The following is a 15,823-nucleotide window of genomic DNA, read 5'->3' as shown; positions in this document are numbered from 1 at the left end:
CCCGGTCGGGCCCGCCCATCGTGCTGTCGGGGCGCGCCGACCTCCGTCGGTTGGCGGGGCCGCGCCACCCGAACGGTCAGAGGCGCGAGCCGACCCCTGTCGGCCCGGGGGAATCTCCTCTAGGTTCACCCGCATCCCCCGCTTCGACATTCGTCGCTTCGATGCGCTTCGGCGGGGGTCTCTCCCCTCTCCATGCCCGAGAAACGGAGTGGCATGACCACATCCCCGAAATCCGGGTCGCGCCGACGCCTACTCGTCGCGCTGCCCGCCATCGCCCTCGCCGCCACGTCACTGACCGTGACCGGCAGCGCGGCGGCCCACCAGGCCGCCCCGGTCCAGGCCAACCCGGGCGCGAGCGACTACTACATCAACTACGCCGAGCCGGCGGTCCAGCCGGACACCGCCGGCCGCGAGGTCAAGGGCAGCAACGGCGTGTACGCCCCGGCGCTGGACCGGGCCCGGGCGTACGACCGGAAGTTCGCCGGCGGCAACCCGGTCGCCGCCCGCCAGCTGGCCAAGACCGAGGCCAAGGCGATCCGCACCGGGCAGAGCCCGCGGCAGATCAAGCAGGCCAAGGGCACCCAGACGGCCAAGCTGCTCACCCTGCTCGTGGAGTTCAACGACCAGGCCAACGACGACTTCCGCAACGTGTACGTGCCGAAGACGGTCTTCGAGGACCGGAGCTGTGTCCTCGGCACCGTGCAGAACGGCCCGAAGCACAACGGCCTCCCGGACCCGGCGTCCCTGCCGCACGAGGACAACAACTCGATGTGGGTGCCGGACTTCTCGCCGGAGCACTACGACAAGATGCTCTACACCTCCGAGGGCATCACCGAGCGGGTCCGCAAGGACCTGACCGGCCCGGACGGCAAGCCGGGCGTGAGCCTGGCCGGCCGCACGATGCACAACATGTACCTGGAGATGTCCAAGGGCGCGTACACCGTCGACGGGCAGGCCAGCCCGTGGATCACCGTGCCGCACTCGGAGGCCTGGTACGCCGCCGACCGCTGCTCGAAGAACGACAAGGGCGAGTGGGTCGCCGGGCCGATGCAGACGATGCTCGGCCACCCGGACAACCCGAAGGGGCCGGGCCGGCTCGCCACCGACGCCGTCACCACGCTGGCACAGCAGGACCCGAACTTCCCCTGGGCCGACTACGACATCGAGGACCAGGGCGACGTCGACGGTGACGGCAACGTCAACGAGCCGGACGGCGTCATCGACCACCTGGTGCTGGTGCACGCCGGCATGGGCAAGTCCCGTGGCGGCGGCGACCAGGGCACGTACGCGGTCTGGGCGCACTCCTCGGCCGTGCCCGGCGGCTACACGATCCCCGGCACGGAGCTGAAGGTGTCGAACTACATCGTGCAGCCGGAGGACGCCGGCGTCGGCGTCTTCGCCCACGAGTTCGGCCACGACCTGGGCCTGCCGGACCTCTATGACACCTCCGGCAGCGCCGACTCGGACGTCGACTTCTGGGACCTGATGGCCTCGGGCTCGCACTCCGGCGAGATCTTCCAGGCGCTCCCCACCCACATGGGGATCTGGGACAAGTGGGTCCTCGGCTGGGCCGACCCGCTGACCCTCAAGCCGGGCGACGACCCGCGCGCCGTGCAGCTCGGCCAGACCTCGAACACCCCGGTCGGCACCAAGGACGGCATCAAGGTCGACCTGCCGGACAAGGTGATCAACCTGGCGACGCCGCACAGCGGCGACAAGATGTGGTACTCGGGCGCCGACCAGGACTGGGCCGACGTCAAGCTCTCCCGCGAGGTGGCCGTCCCGGCCGCGGTGGACGCGAAGTTCTGGATGTGGAACAACTACGTCATCGAGCAGGACTGGGACTACGGCTTCGTCGAGGTCTCGACCGACGGCGGCACGACCTGGGCCGAGCAGAAGGTCTACGACGCGAGCGGCAAGCTGGTCTCCACCGGTGACGGCTACGCCGACCCGAGCGGCCGGATGCACGACTACGGCGACAAGAAGTACGGCCTGACCGGCTCCAGCGGCGGCTGGCGCCACGACTACGTCGACCTGTCGGCGTACGCGGGGAAGACCGTGCAGCTGCGGCTGCGGCAGGCCACCGACGCGGCCTTCCTGGAGCGGGGCTGGTTCGCCGACGACTTCTCGGTCACCGGCGGCGGCACCACCACCTGGAGCGACGACGTCGAGGGCGGTGCGAACGGCTGGACCCAGACCGGCGGCACCTTCACCGACAGCACCGGCGCGGGCTGGCACGTCGACTCGGGCACCCAGGTCAAGGCGCAGTACTACCTGGCCGAGTGGCGCAACTTCGACGGGTTCGACAAGGGCCTGAAGTACGCCTACGACACGATCTACTCGCACGAGGCGTGGAAGGTCGACCGGATCTCGTACAACGCCCCGGGCATGCTGGTCTGGTACCGCGACACCGCCCTGGGCGACGTCAACCACGTCACCGCGCAGGCGACCGCGCTGCCGAGCTACGGCGCCAAGGGCGGCCTGCTGATCGTCGACTCGCACAACGAGCCGCTGCGCCGGCAGGGTGAGGCGGCGGTCAAGGACCCGTCGACGTTGGACAACCTGCCGAGCCGGCCGCAGTCCTCGAACGCGGCGTTCTCGCTGAACCCGACGTACCCCTTCAAGGAGTGCCTGGAGGCGGCGACGGAGCCGTACAGCGCGTACTGCACCAGCTTCGGCGCGCAGGCCCCGGTGGCCGGCTTCACCGACGCCAAGGGCTGGTACCCGGGTCTGGAGTCGCGTGACGGCCGGCTCTTCGCCCGCGACAGCGACGCCTCGGTGGTCATCCCCTCCCGGGGCATGGCGCCGTACACCACCCGGATCACCAACCCGGACGGCACCCCGGCGACGGCGCTCTACGGCACCGACCTCGGGTTCACCGTGCTGGGGTCGGGCAACCCGGGCGACGCCGGTGTCAGCTACGGCGTCTCGATCAACATCGTGAAGACCGCCAAGGACAACTCGTACGCCACGGTGCGCGTCACCCCGGCCACGAACTGACCTGATACGTCCCGGTTCGCCGGGACGGGCACCCGGCGGGGCCCGTTCGGAGCACACTGCTCCGGGCGGGCCCCGCTTTTTCTGACACCGCTCCGTCGATCCCCGCCAGATCGTGTGACATTTTCGTGCCGGTCGGCGCTCCATTATGGGGACCTCATAATCCGCTCACTGCGAGCGATCACCAGCTGACAATCAGCTGAATTTTTCGCTGCCCTGACGCGGCATTAGCCCCTTTTGAAGGCAAAAAATACTCAGAAACTTATCTGGTTGCCCGGTGACAAGTGACGAATCACGTGCCATCGTCGATGACGAATCACATGACAGCCGTCGGCGCAGTCCGTCACCGTCATGTAACAGATTCCACAAAGGAGGAGGACCTTTGAGGAGACGAGTCGCAGCAGGCCTGGCCTCGGCCACGGCCGCGCTGCTGGCAGCCGGTGCCGTCACGGTGCCGGCGTCCGCCGCCACCCCCGCGGCGGAACCGACCTCCGGCACCACCAAGGCGAAGCACGGCAGGGACAACCTCCCCGATCCGAAGGTGGATCACCAGCGGGAGCTCAAGAAGCAGGCCATCGCCGACGTGCTCTCCGGCAAGGCCAAGGTCCAGAACCGGAACGGCTCCAAGGTCGTCGAGGTCAAGGACGACGTGTTCGTCGAGTACCAGCAGGCCCCGAAGACCGACCCGATCTTCACCATGCTGGTCAACTTCGGCGACAAGACCAACCCGGCCACCGGCGGCACGCCCGGCCCGGTGGTCAACCAGATCCCCGAGCCGGACCGCAACTGGGACGGCAGCTCCACCGACAACAACAGCACCCTGTGGCGGTCCGACTTCTCGCGGGCCCACTACATGGACATGTTCTACGGTGCGGGCGAGTCGTTCAAGGACTTCTACCTGAAGCAGTCCGGCGGCCGGTACACCGTTGGCGGCGACGTCAGCGACTGGGTCACCGTGCCCTACAACGAGGCCCGGTACGGCAGCAACAACATCGCGGAGAACGACGGCTACTGGGCCTTCATCCGCGACAGCGCCGCCGCGTGGTACCAGGCTCAGGTCAAGGCCGGCAAGTCCCAGGCCGAGATCAAGGAATACCTGAAGCAGTTCGACGTCTGGGACCGCTACGACCACGACAACGACGGCGACTTCAACGAGCCCGACGGGTACATCGACCACTTCCAGGCGGTGCACGCGGGCGAGGGTGAAGAGGCCGGCGGCGGCGCCCAGGGCGAGGACGCCATCTGGTCGCACCGCTGGAAGGTCGCGTCCGGCGTGGGCAAGACCGGCCCGTCGGGCAACCTCGACGGCGGCGTGCAGATCGGTGACTCCGGTCTCTGGATCGGTGACTACACCACCGAGCCGGAGAACGGCGGCCTGGGCGTCTTCGCCCACGAGTACGGCCACGACCTCGGCCTGCCGGACCTGTACGACACCCAGGGCGGCGACAACGGCACCGGCTTCTGGACGCTGATGTCCTCCGGTTCGTGGCTCAGCCACGGCAAGGACGACATCGGCTCGACCCCGGGCTACATGGACCCGTGGTCGAAGCTCTTCCTCGGCTGGCTTAACCACACCACGGTCGACTACGGCAAGGGCAGCACCCAGGTCACCCTGGGTCCGGCCGGCGACAGCGACGGGCCGAAGGCCCAGGCGGTCCTGGTCAACCTGCCGGCGCAGACCCAGACCACGAACTACAACACGCCGTTCGGCGGGTCGTACGAGTGGTGGGGTGGGGCGGCCGACGGCCTGAACAACACGCTGACCCGCACCATCGACCTGACCGGCGCGACCACCGCGTCGATCACGTCGAAGCTCTCCTACGAGATCGAAGAGGACTACGACTACCTCTTCGCCGAGGTCTCCACCGACGGTGGGGCCACCTGGACGCCGCTGAAGAACAACCTGCACGACACGCGGGCCACCGACGGCACCCTCGAGGACGGCATCGACGGCTCCAGCAACGGCGCCTGGGTCGACTCGACGTACGACCTCTCGGCGTACGCCGGCAAGTCCATCACGTTCCGGTACCGCTACGCCACCGACGGTGGCCTGCACTACGCCGGCGCGTTCCTGGACAACATCTCGCTGACCAAGAACGGCACGGTCGCGTGGACCGACGACGCGGAGACGCTGTCGGCGGACTGGGCGGTCAAGGGCTTCACCCGGATGGGTGGCTCGGTCACCGACACCTACCCCCGCTTCTACCTCGCCGAGAACCGGACCTACTTCGGTTACGACGACACGCTGCGGACCGGTGGCTACAACTTCGGCTGGGGCAACACCCGGCCGGACTTCGTCGAGCGCTTCTCGAACCAGCCCGGCATGCTGGTCTGGTACGTGAACTACGCGTACGGCGACAACAACACGTCGGCGCACCCGGGCTACGGCCTGAACCTGCCGGTGGACGTCCGCCCCGACAAGATCAACGTCGGCGGTCAGGGCACCATCAGCAACCGGCGCAACGGGTACGACGCGACGTTCAGCAAGTTCACCAAGCCGGCGCAGACCTTCCACAAGAACGGCGTGGCGGTCACCGTTCCGGCGCTGGACCCGCAGCCGGTCTTCAGCGACAAGGGCAGCGGCAGGTACTGGACCAACGGCAACGCCTGGAACTCGGTGAAGGTGGCCGGCACCGGCACCACCATCGAGATCCTGGAGCAGGGCACCACCCCGACCAGCGACATGGTCGTCAAGGTCACCAACTGATCGGGTAGCAACACCCGAAAGGGGCCGGAGGCATTCGCCTCCGGCCCCTTTCTCGTGCGCACCCCGAGTATCGATCGACATCCGTCACCCTTTGGTGATCGTCGACGTCCGTGCAGCTCAGCGGAGGCCTGATGGGCGATCGATGTGACGCAACGGAGCTTCGTCGACAAATTTCTGCAACAAAACGACGCACCAACCTTCACACCCGCCCCGGGAGTGTCTATGTTCACCATTGGTCCCCTCAGTGGGACCGATCTCACCGGCCCTTACCCCCGTTGGGCCGGCTCCCTCACACCGGAGGTACCACGTGCGCAAAGTCGCAGTGGGTCTGCTCGGGCTTTCGCTGACGGCGACGGGGCTGGTCACCGGCTCCGCCACCGCCAGCGCGGCACCGGCACCGAAGCTGCCGGCTGCCGCTCCCGCAACCGCCGAGCGGCAGGCCCCACACGATCTGCCGGACAAGTTCGAGGACCAGCGGCGGGCGCTCCGCCAGGAGGGCCTCAGCGAGGTCCTGTCCGGCCGGGCCAAGGCCCGGAAGATCAACGGCAGCACCGTCGTCAAGGTCGGCGAGAACGCCGCCGGGTCGGCATCGGCGGCCGGCGCCCGCACCGCCAAGGCCGCCAAGAAGGACAAGTACGTCGAGCTCGCCCGCGAGCGGACCGACAAGATCTTCGTGATCCTCGCCGAATTCGGCGACGAGCGCGACCCGGCCTACCCGGACAAGGACATCAACCCGGACATCGCCGGCCCGACGCGGTACGACGGACCGCGGCACAACGAGATCCCGAAGCCCAATCGGGCGGTGGACAACTCCACCAACTGGGAAGCCGACTACAGCGCCGACCACTTCCGCAAGCTGTACTTCGGCACCGGGCAGGGCGACGAGTCGCTCAAGCAGTACTACGAGGCCCAGTCCTCGGGTCGGTACACCGTGGACGGCGAGGTCACCGACTGGGTGAAGGTCAAGTACAACGCCGCCCGCTACGGCCGGTCGGACGACCCGGTGGCCGACGACGACACCACGAACCCGGCCAACGACCCGGCGGTCTGCGACAGCAACGTCTGCCAGAACACCTGGGACCTGGTGCGCGACGCCGCCAACCAGTGGGTCGCCGACCAGAAGGCCAAGGGTCGCACCGACGCGCAGATCAAGACCGAGATGCAGTCGTTCGACCAGTGGGACCGGTTCGACTACGACGGCGACGGCAACTTCAACGAGCCGGACGGCTACATCGACCACTTCCAGATCGTCCACTCCGGCGGCGACCAGGCCGACGGTGACCCGATCCAGGGTGAGGACGCCATCTGGAGCCACCGCTGGTCGGCCTACGGCAACGCCCGGACCGGACCGGCGAACTTCCCGATCGGCGGCACCCAGATCGGCAACACCGGCATCTGGATCCGCGACTACACGATCCAGCCGGAAAACGGTGGCCGGAGCGTCTTCTACCACGAGTACGGTCACGACCTCGGCCTGCCGGACGACTACAACAACATCAACGGCGGCGACAACAACAACGAGCACTGGACCCTGATGGCGCAGAGCCGGCTCGGCGCCAAGAACGACCAGAGCATCGGCAACCGCGGTGGCGACCTGGGCGCGTGGAACAAGCTCCAGCTCGGCTGGCTCGACTACGAGGTGGTCAAGGCCGGCGAGAAGCGCACGCTGGACCTGGGCCCGGAGGAGTACAACTCCAAGAAGGCGCAGGCCGCGGTCGTGGTGCTGCCCAAGCGGGAGTACACCTTCGATTACGGCACCCCCTTCGAGGGCACGAAGCAGTACTTCTCGGGTAACGCCGACGGCCTGAACAACACCATGACCAGGACGCTCGACTTCACCGGGAAGACCACGGCGTCGCTGTCCATGAAGGGCCGCTACGACATCGAGAGCGGCTTCGACTACATGTTCTTCGAGGCCTCCCTCGACGGCGGCAACACCTGGGCGGCGCTGCCCGGCACGGTCGACGGCAAGCCGATCCCGCCGGTGTCCAGGACCGACCCCACGCCGGGCCTGTCCGGCAGCAGCGCGGGCAAGTGGGTGGACATCAACATCCCGATGGACGTGGCGGCCGGCAAGGTGGTCCAGTTCCGGTTCCACTACGTCACCGACGAGGGTCTCTCCAAGGGTGGTTTCTTCGGTGACGCCATCACCGTGACCGCCGATGGTCAGACCGTGTTCAGCGACGGTGCCGAGAACGGTGCCGGTGACTGGGCGCTCCAGGGCTTCAGCATCGTCGGCGACAGCTACACCAAGCTGTTCGACAACTACTACATCGCCGGCAACCGGTCGTACGTCTCGTACGACCAGTACCTGAAGACCGGCCCGTACTACTTCGGCTACATGAACACCCGCCCCGACTGGGTGGACCACTACGCGTACCAGGAGGGTCTGCTGATCTCGTACTGGAACCTCCGGTACGCGGACAACGACACCTTCGAGCACCCGGGTGAGGGTCGTAACCTCTACATCGATGCTCACCCGCGGCCGATCTACAACCTGACCGGCAACCCGTGGCGGGCCCGCGTACAGGTCTACGACGCGCCGTTCAGCCTGAAGAAGGCGGACTCGTTCACGCTGCACATCAACAGCCAGCCGCAGTACATCCGTGGCCAGGCCGCGCAGCCGCTGTTCGACGACACCAAGCAGTACTGGTACCCCGAGCTGCCGAACCACGGCGTCAAGCTCCCGGCCACCGGCACCAAGATCAAGGTCCTCAAGCAGAACGGCACCTCGATGAGGGTCCGCTTCTCCTGAGCCACTGATCACCGCACCACCGCGACCGATGCCCGGGCAGGCCTCCTGCCCGGGCATCGGCCCTGTTCGGGGTGCCTCAGCCGCAGCTTTCGGGGCCAGAAGCAGGCACCTGGGGAACCGCCCGGTGCGTCGCCGCGTCCCATGAGGGTGATGCCACGTACCGCTCTGTCGGCCGCCACGGCGCTGACGCTGTCCCTCTCCGTCGCCGGTTGTGCCGACAACGAAGGCCAGCAGGCAGCCGATCGGGCCACCCCGAGCGCACCTGCTCCGCTGACGACGACGGCTGCGTCGCCGTCCACTCCCGGCCGATCGAACCCACCGTCCGCTCGCTCCGCCGAGCCTTCCGCGACCCCTTCGCCCGGCCAGAGTCCGTCACAACGCCCCACCGAGCTCTCCACGACCGTCCTGCCGACGCTGCCGCCACCCACCGTCGGGCCCAGCGGCCCGACCGACCGACACAAGACCAACCAACTTGCCGGCCGGATCACCAGAGGCGGCACCGGACCCTGCTACGGGCTGGTCACCGACGACGGCCGGGAGTACGCCCTGCACGGCGCAGGGCTGGGAACGTTCCCCGCCGGCGCGACCGTGCTGGTTCTCGTGGGGCCCCCCGATCCGGGTGTCGCCTGCGGCCCCGGCATCCCAGCCGCCGTCGTGAAGATGACTCGGGTCGGTTGACCCCGCCCCTACCGTCCGGGCCGTCGGACATCGGCTGATGATCGGCAGGTGCCGGGGCCCTACGCTGGGCACCATGACCGAGCAGCACAGCGGAGCAGTCGACGAGTCCTGCGTCCTCACCGAGGGGCCCTGGACGCACCGCTTCGTCGGCGCCAACGGCAGCCGGTTCCACGTGGTGGAGGCGGGCACCGGGCCGATGGTGCTCTTCCTGCACGGCTTCCCGGAATACTGGTGGGCCTGGCACGAGATGCTGCCCGCCGTGGCCGACGCGGGCTTCCGGGCGGTCGCGGTGGACCTGCGCGGTTACGGTGCCAGCGACAAGCCACCCCGGGGGTACGACGGTTACACCCTCGCCGCCGACGTGGCCGGCCTGATCCGGGCGCTCGGCGAACGCTCGGCCACGGTGGTCGGCACCGGGGCCGGCGGCATGATCGCCTGGACCGTGGCGTCGTTCCACCCCAACCTGGTACGCCGGCTGGTGGTGCTCGGCGCCCCGCACCCGCTGCGGCTGCGCGCCGCCATCTTCGCCGACCCGCGCGGGCAGTTCTCCGCCTCGACGCCCACCCTCAAGTACCAGTTGCCCCGCTACGAACACGTGCTGACCCGGGACGACGCCGCCGAGGTGGAGTCGCTGCTGCGCCGTTGGGGCGGGCCGGCCTGGGTCGACGGACCCGACTTCGAGGCGTACGCCCGGGCCTGCCGGACGGCGATGCGCATCCCGCAGGCGGCATTCTGCGCCCTGGAGGGCTACCGGTGGGCGTTCCGGTCGGTGCTGCGGCTGCACGGCTACCGGTTCGTCAAGCTGATGCAGAAGCCACTGGTCACCCCGACCCTGCAACTGCACGGCGCCGCCGACGTGGCGAGCCTGGCCCGCACCGCCCAGGGCTCGGGCCGCTACGTCACCGCCCCCTACGAGTGGCGGCTGCTGGACGGCGTGGGGCACTTCCCCCACGTCGAGGCCCGCGACGTGGTGCTGGGCGAGATCCTGCGCTGGACGAAGTCCTGACTCAGACTCGCTGCTCGCGCAGGTCGGCTACCTCGCTGGCCGGCGCCCAGCCCTGGTAGACCCCGAAGTCGAAGACCTCCAGGCCCATCGCGCGGGCCACCGGCCAGCGCCCGCCGGTGTACTCCACCCGCAGCCAGCCGTCCTGGGCGGCGAGCACGATGAACGGCTGCCCCTGCCAGGTGCAGGTCGTCCGGACGTACGCCAGGTCGTCGACCTCCGTCACCGGGACCACCCGCACGTACCGGCCGGAACGGACCTCGGAGAAGCCGTCACCCGGGCCGGGCTGGTAGAGCCGCACGTCGTCGCCGTCCGGGCTGGCCTGGTATTCCCGGCCGCGCCAGCGGGCCACGTAGCCGTCACGCATCGTCCTCACCGACCTGTCGCCAGAGCAGCACGTCGGTGTCCAGCACGGCCACCACCCGCTCGGCGCCGTCCGCCCCGATCCGCCACAGCTGGGCGCCGTGCGGCAACCGGGCGCTGTCCACCTTGAACTCGGCCACCACGTCGCTGCTCTCACCGGGGGCGAAGCCGTTGCCCCGGAACGGCGCCCGCTCGATCACCCAGCCCTCCATGGCGCGCATGGCGACCTCGTTCTGCCCGCCGTACGGGATCCGGTAGAGGCTCGGCCGGTGCGCCGGCCAGCGCAGCACGTAGATCTCGCCGGCCGCCCGGTCGAAGGGCGAGCCGGGATAGCCCAGGCCCAGCGCGTCGTACAGCTCGGTGGGAGTGTGCAGGTGCGCCAGCTCACCGGCCCGGTGCACGAAGCCGGAGACCCGGTCGTAGCCCCGTTCCAGGTAGTAGGCGAGCTGGCTCGGCGCGACCGCCTTCTGCATGACGATCGGGCGGGTCGGGTCCACCACCGGCGGGGCCACCCGGGGCCGGTTCGCCGGCTCCTCGGCCGCCGCCGGCTCGGTCTCCGGCTCGTCGCCCAGGCCGACGTCGGCGGCCCAGTTGGCCAGCCCGACGATCTGCTCGCCGGGCAGCTTCGCGCCGACGGGGGTACCCGGGTTGACCGCGAACGACCAGGTTCGGTCCGGCCAGCGCCGGATCAACTGCACGAAGCGGACCAGCACGGTCTCCACCGAGCCGGCGGCGGCGTCGGCCATCCGCTCGGCCGACGTCCAGACCACGACGTAGGGTCCGCCGTCCAACTGCTCGGTGTGCCAGACGAAGCCGGGCTCGCCCGGCCGGCTGCCCGGCGCCGAACCGGGGGCGACCGGCAGCAGCACCCGGGCCAGCAGCAGCGTGGAGAGAAAGCCGTCGGTGTTGCCGGCGCCGGCCGAGGCCAGCAGTTCCTCCTCCACCTCGTTGGCCGGGGTGAACGCGGCGGGCGCGGGTACGGCCGGCTGGGGTGAGGGTGCGGTCGGCCTGGGTGAGGCGGGCACGGCCGGTGCGGGTGCCGGGGGCACGGACGCGGCCGGCGCGGGCGGGGCAGGAGTCGTCGCGGGTGCCGGTGACACGGGCGCGACCGGTGAGGCCGCCGGTGCGGGCACGACGGGTGACCCGGGCGTCGTTGCCGGTGCGGCCGTCGCGGAGGGCACGGGCGCGACCGGCGACGTGGCCGGCGCGACCGGCGACGCTGGTGCGGAGGGCGTCGTTTCCGGCGCGGGCGCTTCGGACGGCGGGGCGTACGCGGTGGCCGCCGTCACGGGTGGATCGGGCACCGTTGCGGGTGCGGCCGGGGTCGCGATGCGGGCCTCCGGAACGCCCTCGACCGCCGGCTCGACCGGGGTGACCGCGGGCGCGGAGGGCTCGGCCACCGCGGGAGCCGGCTCTGCGGCGCGTACCTCCAGGGTCGGCGGTTCGGCGGGCCGCGCCGGCGTGGCCCACGCTGCGCCGTTGGCGTTGGCGTTGGCGGCTGGCGGTCCGGTCCGGACCGGCCGGTCGGCGGGGACCGGCGAAACCGCGGGCCCCGCCTCGCCGAGGTCGCGGGACTCGATGACCGTGCCCTCGATCACGATCGGGGAGAGGCTGCGTCGCGGCACCGGCGGGGCGGAGACCGGCTCGGCGATCGACGGCGGCAGCTCGTCCACGTCCGCACCGACCGGCGGCGCGGGCTGCCCCGCCGCCGCGTACGGATGCGGCCCGGCGAGCCGCTGGGTCTGTTCGTCCGGGCCCGGCTCGGTCAGGTGACGACGGGGCAACGGGCCGGCCGCGCGCTCGCCGCCCCCGAACCGCGCCTTCTCGGTGGGCGGCTCCGTCCGGCGCGGCAGCGACACCGTCAGGTCGTGGTCCGGGACGCCCGCCCGGACCACCTGGGTCGCCTCCTCCGCGGGCGGCTCCGGTGCCCGGCGCGGAAACACCTGGGTGAGCCCGTCGTCGGCCACCGGGACCCGGAACGCCTGCGTCGGCTCCTCGGGCACCGACCCGACGGGTGGCGCGGGCACCGGCTCGCTGATCGGCCGGCGGCGGGGGAAGGGTTGGCCGACCCGCCCCAAGCGGGACGGGGGCACCGCGCGCTCGGCCGGGCGGCGGGCGTCCTCACCGGCGGCCCGGCGCTGGGCCGAGGGCTCGAAGAAGGACCGGGCCGCCGCCTCGTCACCCGGTCGGTCCGGCCAGCCACCGTTGGCGGCGGCGATCGAGGACGGCTCCGGCCGGCCGTCTGGCCGGGCCACGGACGGGCCGGGGCGGGTCGGGGCGACTCCGGGGCGGGCCGCCTCCACGGCCGGCGGCGACGGCGGCTCGCCCGTCGAGCCGAACGCCGAGACCGCCGAGCCGCGGCTCGCCGCCGCCCGTACCGGGATCGTCTGGTCCGCGGGTTCCGGAGCGGGTCCGGGCAGTGGGGCCGGCACCGGGCTCGGGCCGGTACGGTCGCTCTCGCGGCGGGCCAGCGGCGTCGGCGGGACGGGCGACGTCGGCGGGGCGGGCGGGGAGGCCGGTTCCCACCGGGGCGCCTCCCGGTCGACCGCGTTCGCCCTGGCCCGGGCCAGCGACTCGGCCCGCTCCAACCGGGCCCGGGCGCCCATGGTGCGGCCCGGCAGCCGGACCTCACCGCGGGACAACTGGGTGACGAACCAGGCCGGCAGGTAGCCCTCGATGGGGAGTCCCGGGTTGACCGCCAGCCACCACTCGTGGTTGGGCCAGTCGTCGGCCAGGTCCGCGTACGCGGCGCGTCGGGTGGGGCCGGTCGAGTCGCCCAGGCAGGCCCGCAGGGCGGTCGGGGAGGTGAAGGCCAGCACGTGCGTCCGCCCGCTGGTCGTCCAGGTGCCCCACCCGGCCGACTGGCCGGGCGCGGGCTGACCCGAGACGGGCAGGAGGAGATCCGTCCGCGCCAGGACGCGGAAATACAGCTCCTGGTCGTTCGCGCTCAGCGCGTCGCGCATCGCCGCTTCGGCCTCGGTAGCCGGCTCCCAGTCGGTCACGGCCACCTCTCCTCCCGCGAAAAGGCCATAGGCATCGCGTACAACCTACAAGGTAGTAACAAGATCACAATGGCTGGCCGGCGGCGGTACGCCGGGTGACGGCGGAAGCTATAACATCCGGTTCCGGAGCCGACACGATACGGAGGCGGTCGATGCCCCGGCCCAGTGCACGCCCCGCCCTCGCCGCCGCCCTGGCGGCGCTCCTGGCCACCCCGCCGGTCGTCGCCGCGACCGGCGTACCGGCCAGCGCGGGGGTCGCCGCGCCGGCCTGTGCCAGCCCGCCCGCCCCGGCGCGCACGGTCACCGAGCGGCCGTGGCCGCAGCAGCGGTACGCCCCGGAGCGCCTCGCACCCCTCGCCACCGGCGCGGGAGTCACCGTCGCCGTCATCGACTCGGGCGTGGACCGCCGGCATCCGCAACTCGCCGGCCGGGTGCTGCCCGGCACCGACCTGCTCGACCCGGGCGGCGACGGTGGGCGGGACTGCCCCGGGCACGGCACCGGTGTGGCGAGCATCATCGCCGCCGCGCCGGCCCGCGGGGTGGCCTTCCGGGGGCTGGCGCCGGACGCCCGGATCCTTCCCGTCCGGGTCAGCGAGCAGCAGGTCGTCGACGGCCGGGAGTCGGGACGTACGGTCAGCGCCGCCGGGTTCGCCCGGGCGATCCGCTGGGCGGTGGACCACGGCGCCGACGTGCTCAACCTCTCCGTCGTGCTCTACGCCGACTCCCCTGCCGTACGGGCCGCCGTCGAGTACGCCGAGGAGCGGGACGTGGTGGTGGTGGCCGCCGCCGGCAACCTGCACGACAGCGGTGACCCGAGCCCCTATCCGGCCGCGTACGAGGGGGTGCTCGGGGTGGGCGCGATCGGGGTGGACGGCGGGCGGTCGACGTTCTCCCAGACCGGCCCGTACGTCGACCTGGTGGCCCCGGGTGGCGAGGTGCTGATGGCCGCCCCTGGGCGGGGGCACCTGCTGGCGGACGGGACCAGCTACGCCACGCCCTTCGTCGCCGCCACGGCGGCGTTGGTGCGGCAGTACCACCCGGACTGGACGGCGGCCCAGGTGAGCCGGCGGATCCTGGCCAGCACCGACCCCGCGCCGGGCACCGGGCGGCGTGGTGACTACGGCGCCGGGGTGCTGAACCCGTACCGGGCGGTCACCGAGACCGGCGGCGGTGCCGCCGTGCCGGCGGTGGCCGCCGCGCTGCCTCGGGAGCGGCCGGACCCGGCCCTGGTGGCGCAGCGGGGCCGCAGGGCGGCGGCCCGGGAGCGGGCGGTGCTGCTGGCCGCCGCGGGCGGCGCGGCCGCGCTGGCGGTGGTGCTGCTGGCCGTGGTGCTGCCCCGCGGCGCCCGCCGCCGCTGGCGACCCGCCTGAGGTGCCCGCACGGCAGGCCTGAGCCACGCGCACGGCCGGCCCGCGTCACCCGGAGGACGGCCGGACACGCGGGCGGCGGTCCGCGTCACCCGGAGGACGGCCGGACACGCGGGCGGCGGTCCGCGTCACCCGGAGGACGGCCGGACACGCGGGCGGCGGTCCGCGTCACCCGGAGGACGGCCGGACACGCGGGCGGCGGTCCGCGTCACCCGGAGGACGGCCGGACACGCGGGCGGCGGCGTCGGGCGGAAGGGCCCGACGCCGCCGCCCGGCGGTCACTGGAAGAGGCCGGCGTTCCGCTTCTCCGTGTCGAGGTAGTCGTTCGCGGAGTCGTCCACCGCGAGCTTGATGTCCCGCAGCATGGACTGCAGGTCCTGCGAGGCGGAGCGCCAGCGGGCCTGCCGCTGCTCGTACGCCTGGCGTGCCTCGCCGGCCCAGCTCGCCACCAGCGGCGCGGCGTCCCGCTCCAACTGCCCGAGCTGGCTGTCGAGGGTGTTCAGCGCCTTCTGGATGTCCGCGCCGGCCTGCTGGAGCGCGGCGAAGTTGACGACCAGCACACCGTCGTTCATCGGATCTCCCTCCCCCTGGTCGTCACAGCGGCAACTGGATGCCGCGGTTGGTGCCGGCGACCCGGCCGGCCGCCTCGGTGTCCGAGACGTCGTACTGCCGACCCGCGGTGCGGATCGCGTTCGCGGTCTCCCGCAGGGCCCGTTGCAAGGCGGCCTGGTCCTGCGACCACTGCTGCTTGACCTGCTCGAACGAGCGGCCACCGGCGCCCCGCCAGGCCTGCTGCAACACCTCCAGCTCGGCCATCAGACTGCTCAACATGCTCTGCAGTGACTGGTCGACCTGTTCGAACTTCGCCGCGGTCTGCTGCATCACCACGGCTTCCGCCTGGGTCTCGGCCACCCGCACGCACCTCGCTTCCCGTTGTCGTCGTCGAATGCC

The 15,823-nt window shown here is 71.5% G+C and carries 9 protein-coding genes; 5 read left to right on the top strand and 4 right to left on the bottom strand.

The window, feature by feature from the left end; translation table 11 throughout:
• The first annotated feature begins 213 nt into the window (after positions 1-213).
• The 4 genes from GA0074704_RS04925 to GA0074704_RS04910 all read left to right on the top strand — a co-directional run bounded on the left by GA0074704_RS04925 (position 214) and on the right by GA0074704_RS04910 (position 10,143).
• Entirely contained in the window at positions 214-3,000 is a 2,787-nt protein-coding gene (locus tag GA0074704_RS04925; RefSeq protein ID WP_088969395.1) for an immune inhibitor A domain-containing protein, read from the top strand.
• A 379-nt stretch (positions 3,001-3,379) separates the two neighbouring features.
• Complete coding sequence (locus GA0074704_RS04920) at positions 3,380-5,704, top strand: immune inhibitor A domain-containing protein (RefSeq protein WP_088969394.1); 2,325 nt, start codon at positions 3,380-3,382, stop codon at positions 5,702-5,704.
• A gap of 322 nt (positions 5,705-6,026) precedes the next feature.
• On the top strand, positions 6,027-8,459 hold the full coding sequence (locus GA0074704_RS04915; protein WP_088969393.1) for an immune inhibitor A domain-containing protein: 2,433 nt from the start codon (positions 6,027-6,029) through the stop codon (positions 8,457-8,459).
• A gap of 751 nt (positions 8,460-9,210) precedes the next feature.
• Positions 9,211-10,143 carry an alpha/beta fold hydrolase gene (locus GA0074704_RS04910; RefSeq protein WP_088969392.1) on the top strand — a complete coding sequence of 311 codons (933 nt, stop codon included), beginning with the start codon at positions 9,211-9,213 and terminating at the stop codon, positions 10,141-10,143.
• 1 nt (position 10,144) lies between these two features.
• Here GA0074704_RS04910 and GA0074704_RS04905 read toward each other — a convergent pair whose 3' ends face one another.
• Together GA0074704_RS04905 and GA0074704_RS04900 are read right to left on the bottom strand one after the other, a co-directional pair.
• Positions 10,145-10,507 (bottom strand): hypothetical protein, encoded by a 363-nt coding sequence (locus GA0074704_RS04905; protein ID WP_088969391.1) that lies wholly within the window; start codon positions 10,505-10,507, stop codon positions 10,145-10,147.
• Positions 10,500-13,505, bottom strand: coding sequence for an SseB family protein (locus GA0074704_RS04900; protein ID WP_088973455.1), 3,006 nt, complete (start codon positions 13,503-13,505; stop codon positions 10,500-10,502). Before GA0074704_RS04900 ends, GA0074704_RS04905 begins: the two co-directional genes overlap by 8 nt.
• Before the next feature lie 152 nt (positions 13,506-13,657).
• Between GA0074704_RS04900 and mycP the strand changes: the two genes are divergently transcribed.
• Positions 13,658-14,875, top strand: a complete 1,218-nt coding sequence (mycP, locus tag GA0074704_RS04895) for a type VII secretion-associated serine protease mycosin (protein ID WP_088969390.1) — start codon at positions 13,658-13,660, stop codon at positions 14,873-14,875.
• 275 nt (positions 14,876-15,150) lie between these two features.
• Here the strand turns inward: mycP and GA0074704_RS04890 are convergent, their stop codons facing one another.
• The gene (locus GA0074704_RS04890; protein WP_088969389.1) at positions 15,151-15,444 is read right to left on the bottom strand and encodes a WXG100 family type VII secretion target; all 294 of its coding nucleotides are present in this window, start codon (positions 15,442-15,444) and stop codon (positions 15,151-15,153) included.
• A 22-nt stretch (positions 15,445-15,466) separates the two neighbouring features.
• A complete protein-coding gene (locus GA0074704_RS04885) occupies positions 15,467-15,784 on the bottom strand; it encodes a WXG100 family type VII secretion target (protein WP_088973454.1) in 318 nt (105 codons plus the stop codon).
• Positions 15,785-15,823: the final 39 nt, after the last annotated feature.

It is taken from the genome of Micromonospora siamensis (genome assembly GCF_900090305.1).
Taxonomy (GTDB): domain Bacteria; phylum Actinomycetota; class Actinomycetes; order Mycobacteriales; family Micromonosporaceae; genus Micromonospora; species Micromonospora siamensis.
Note: the sequence above shows the minus strand (reverse complement) of the source record. Positions and strands in the feature narration are given on the sequence as shown.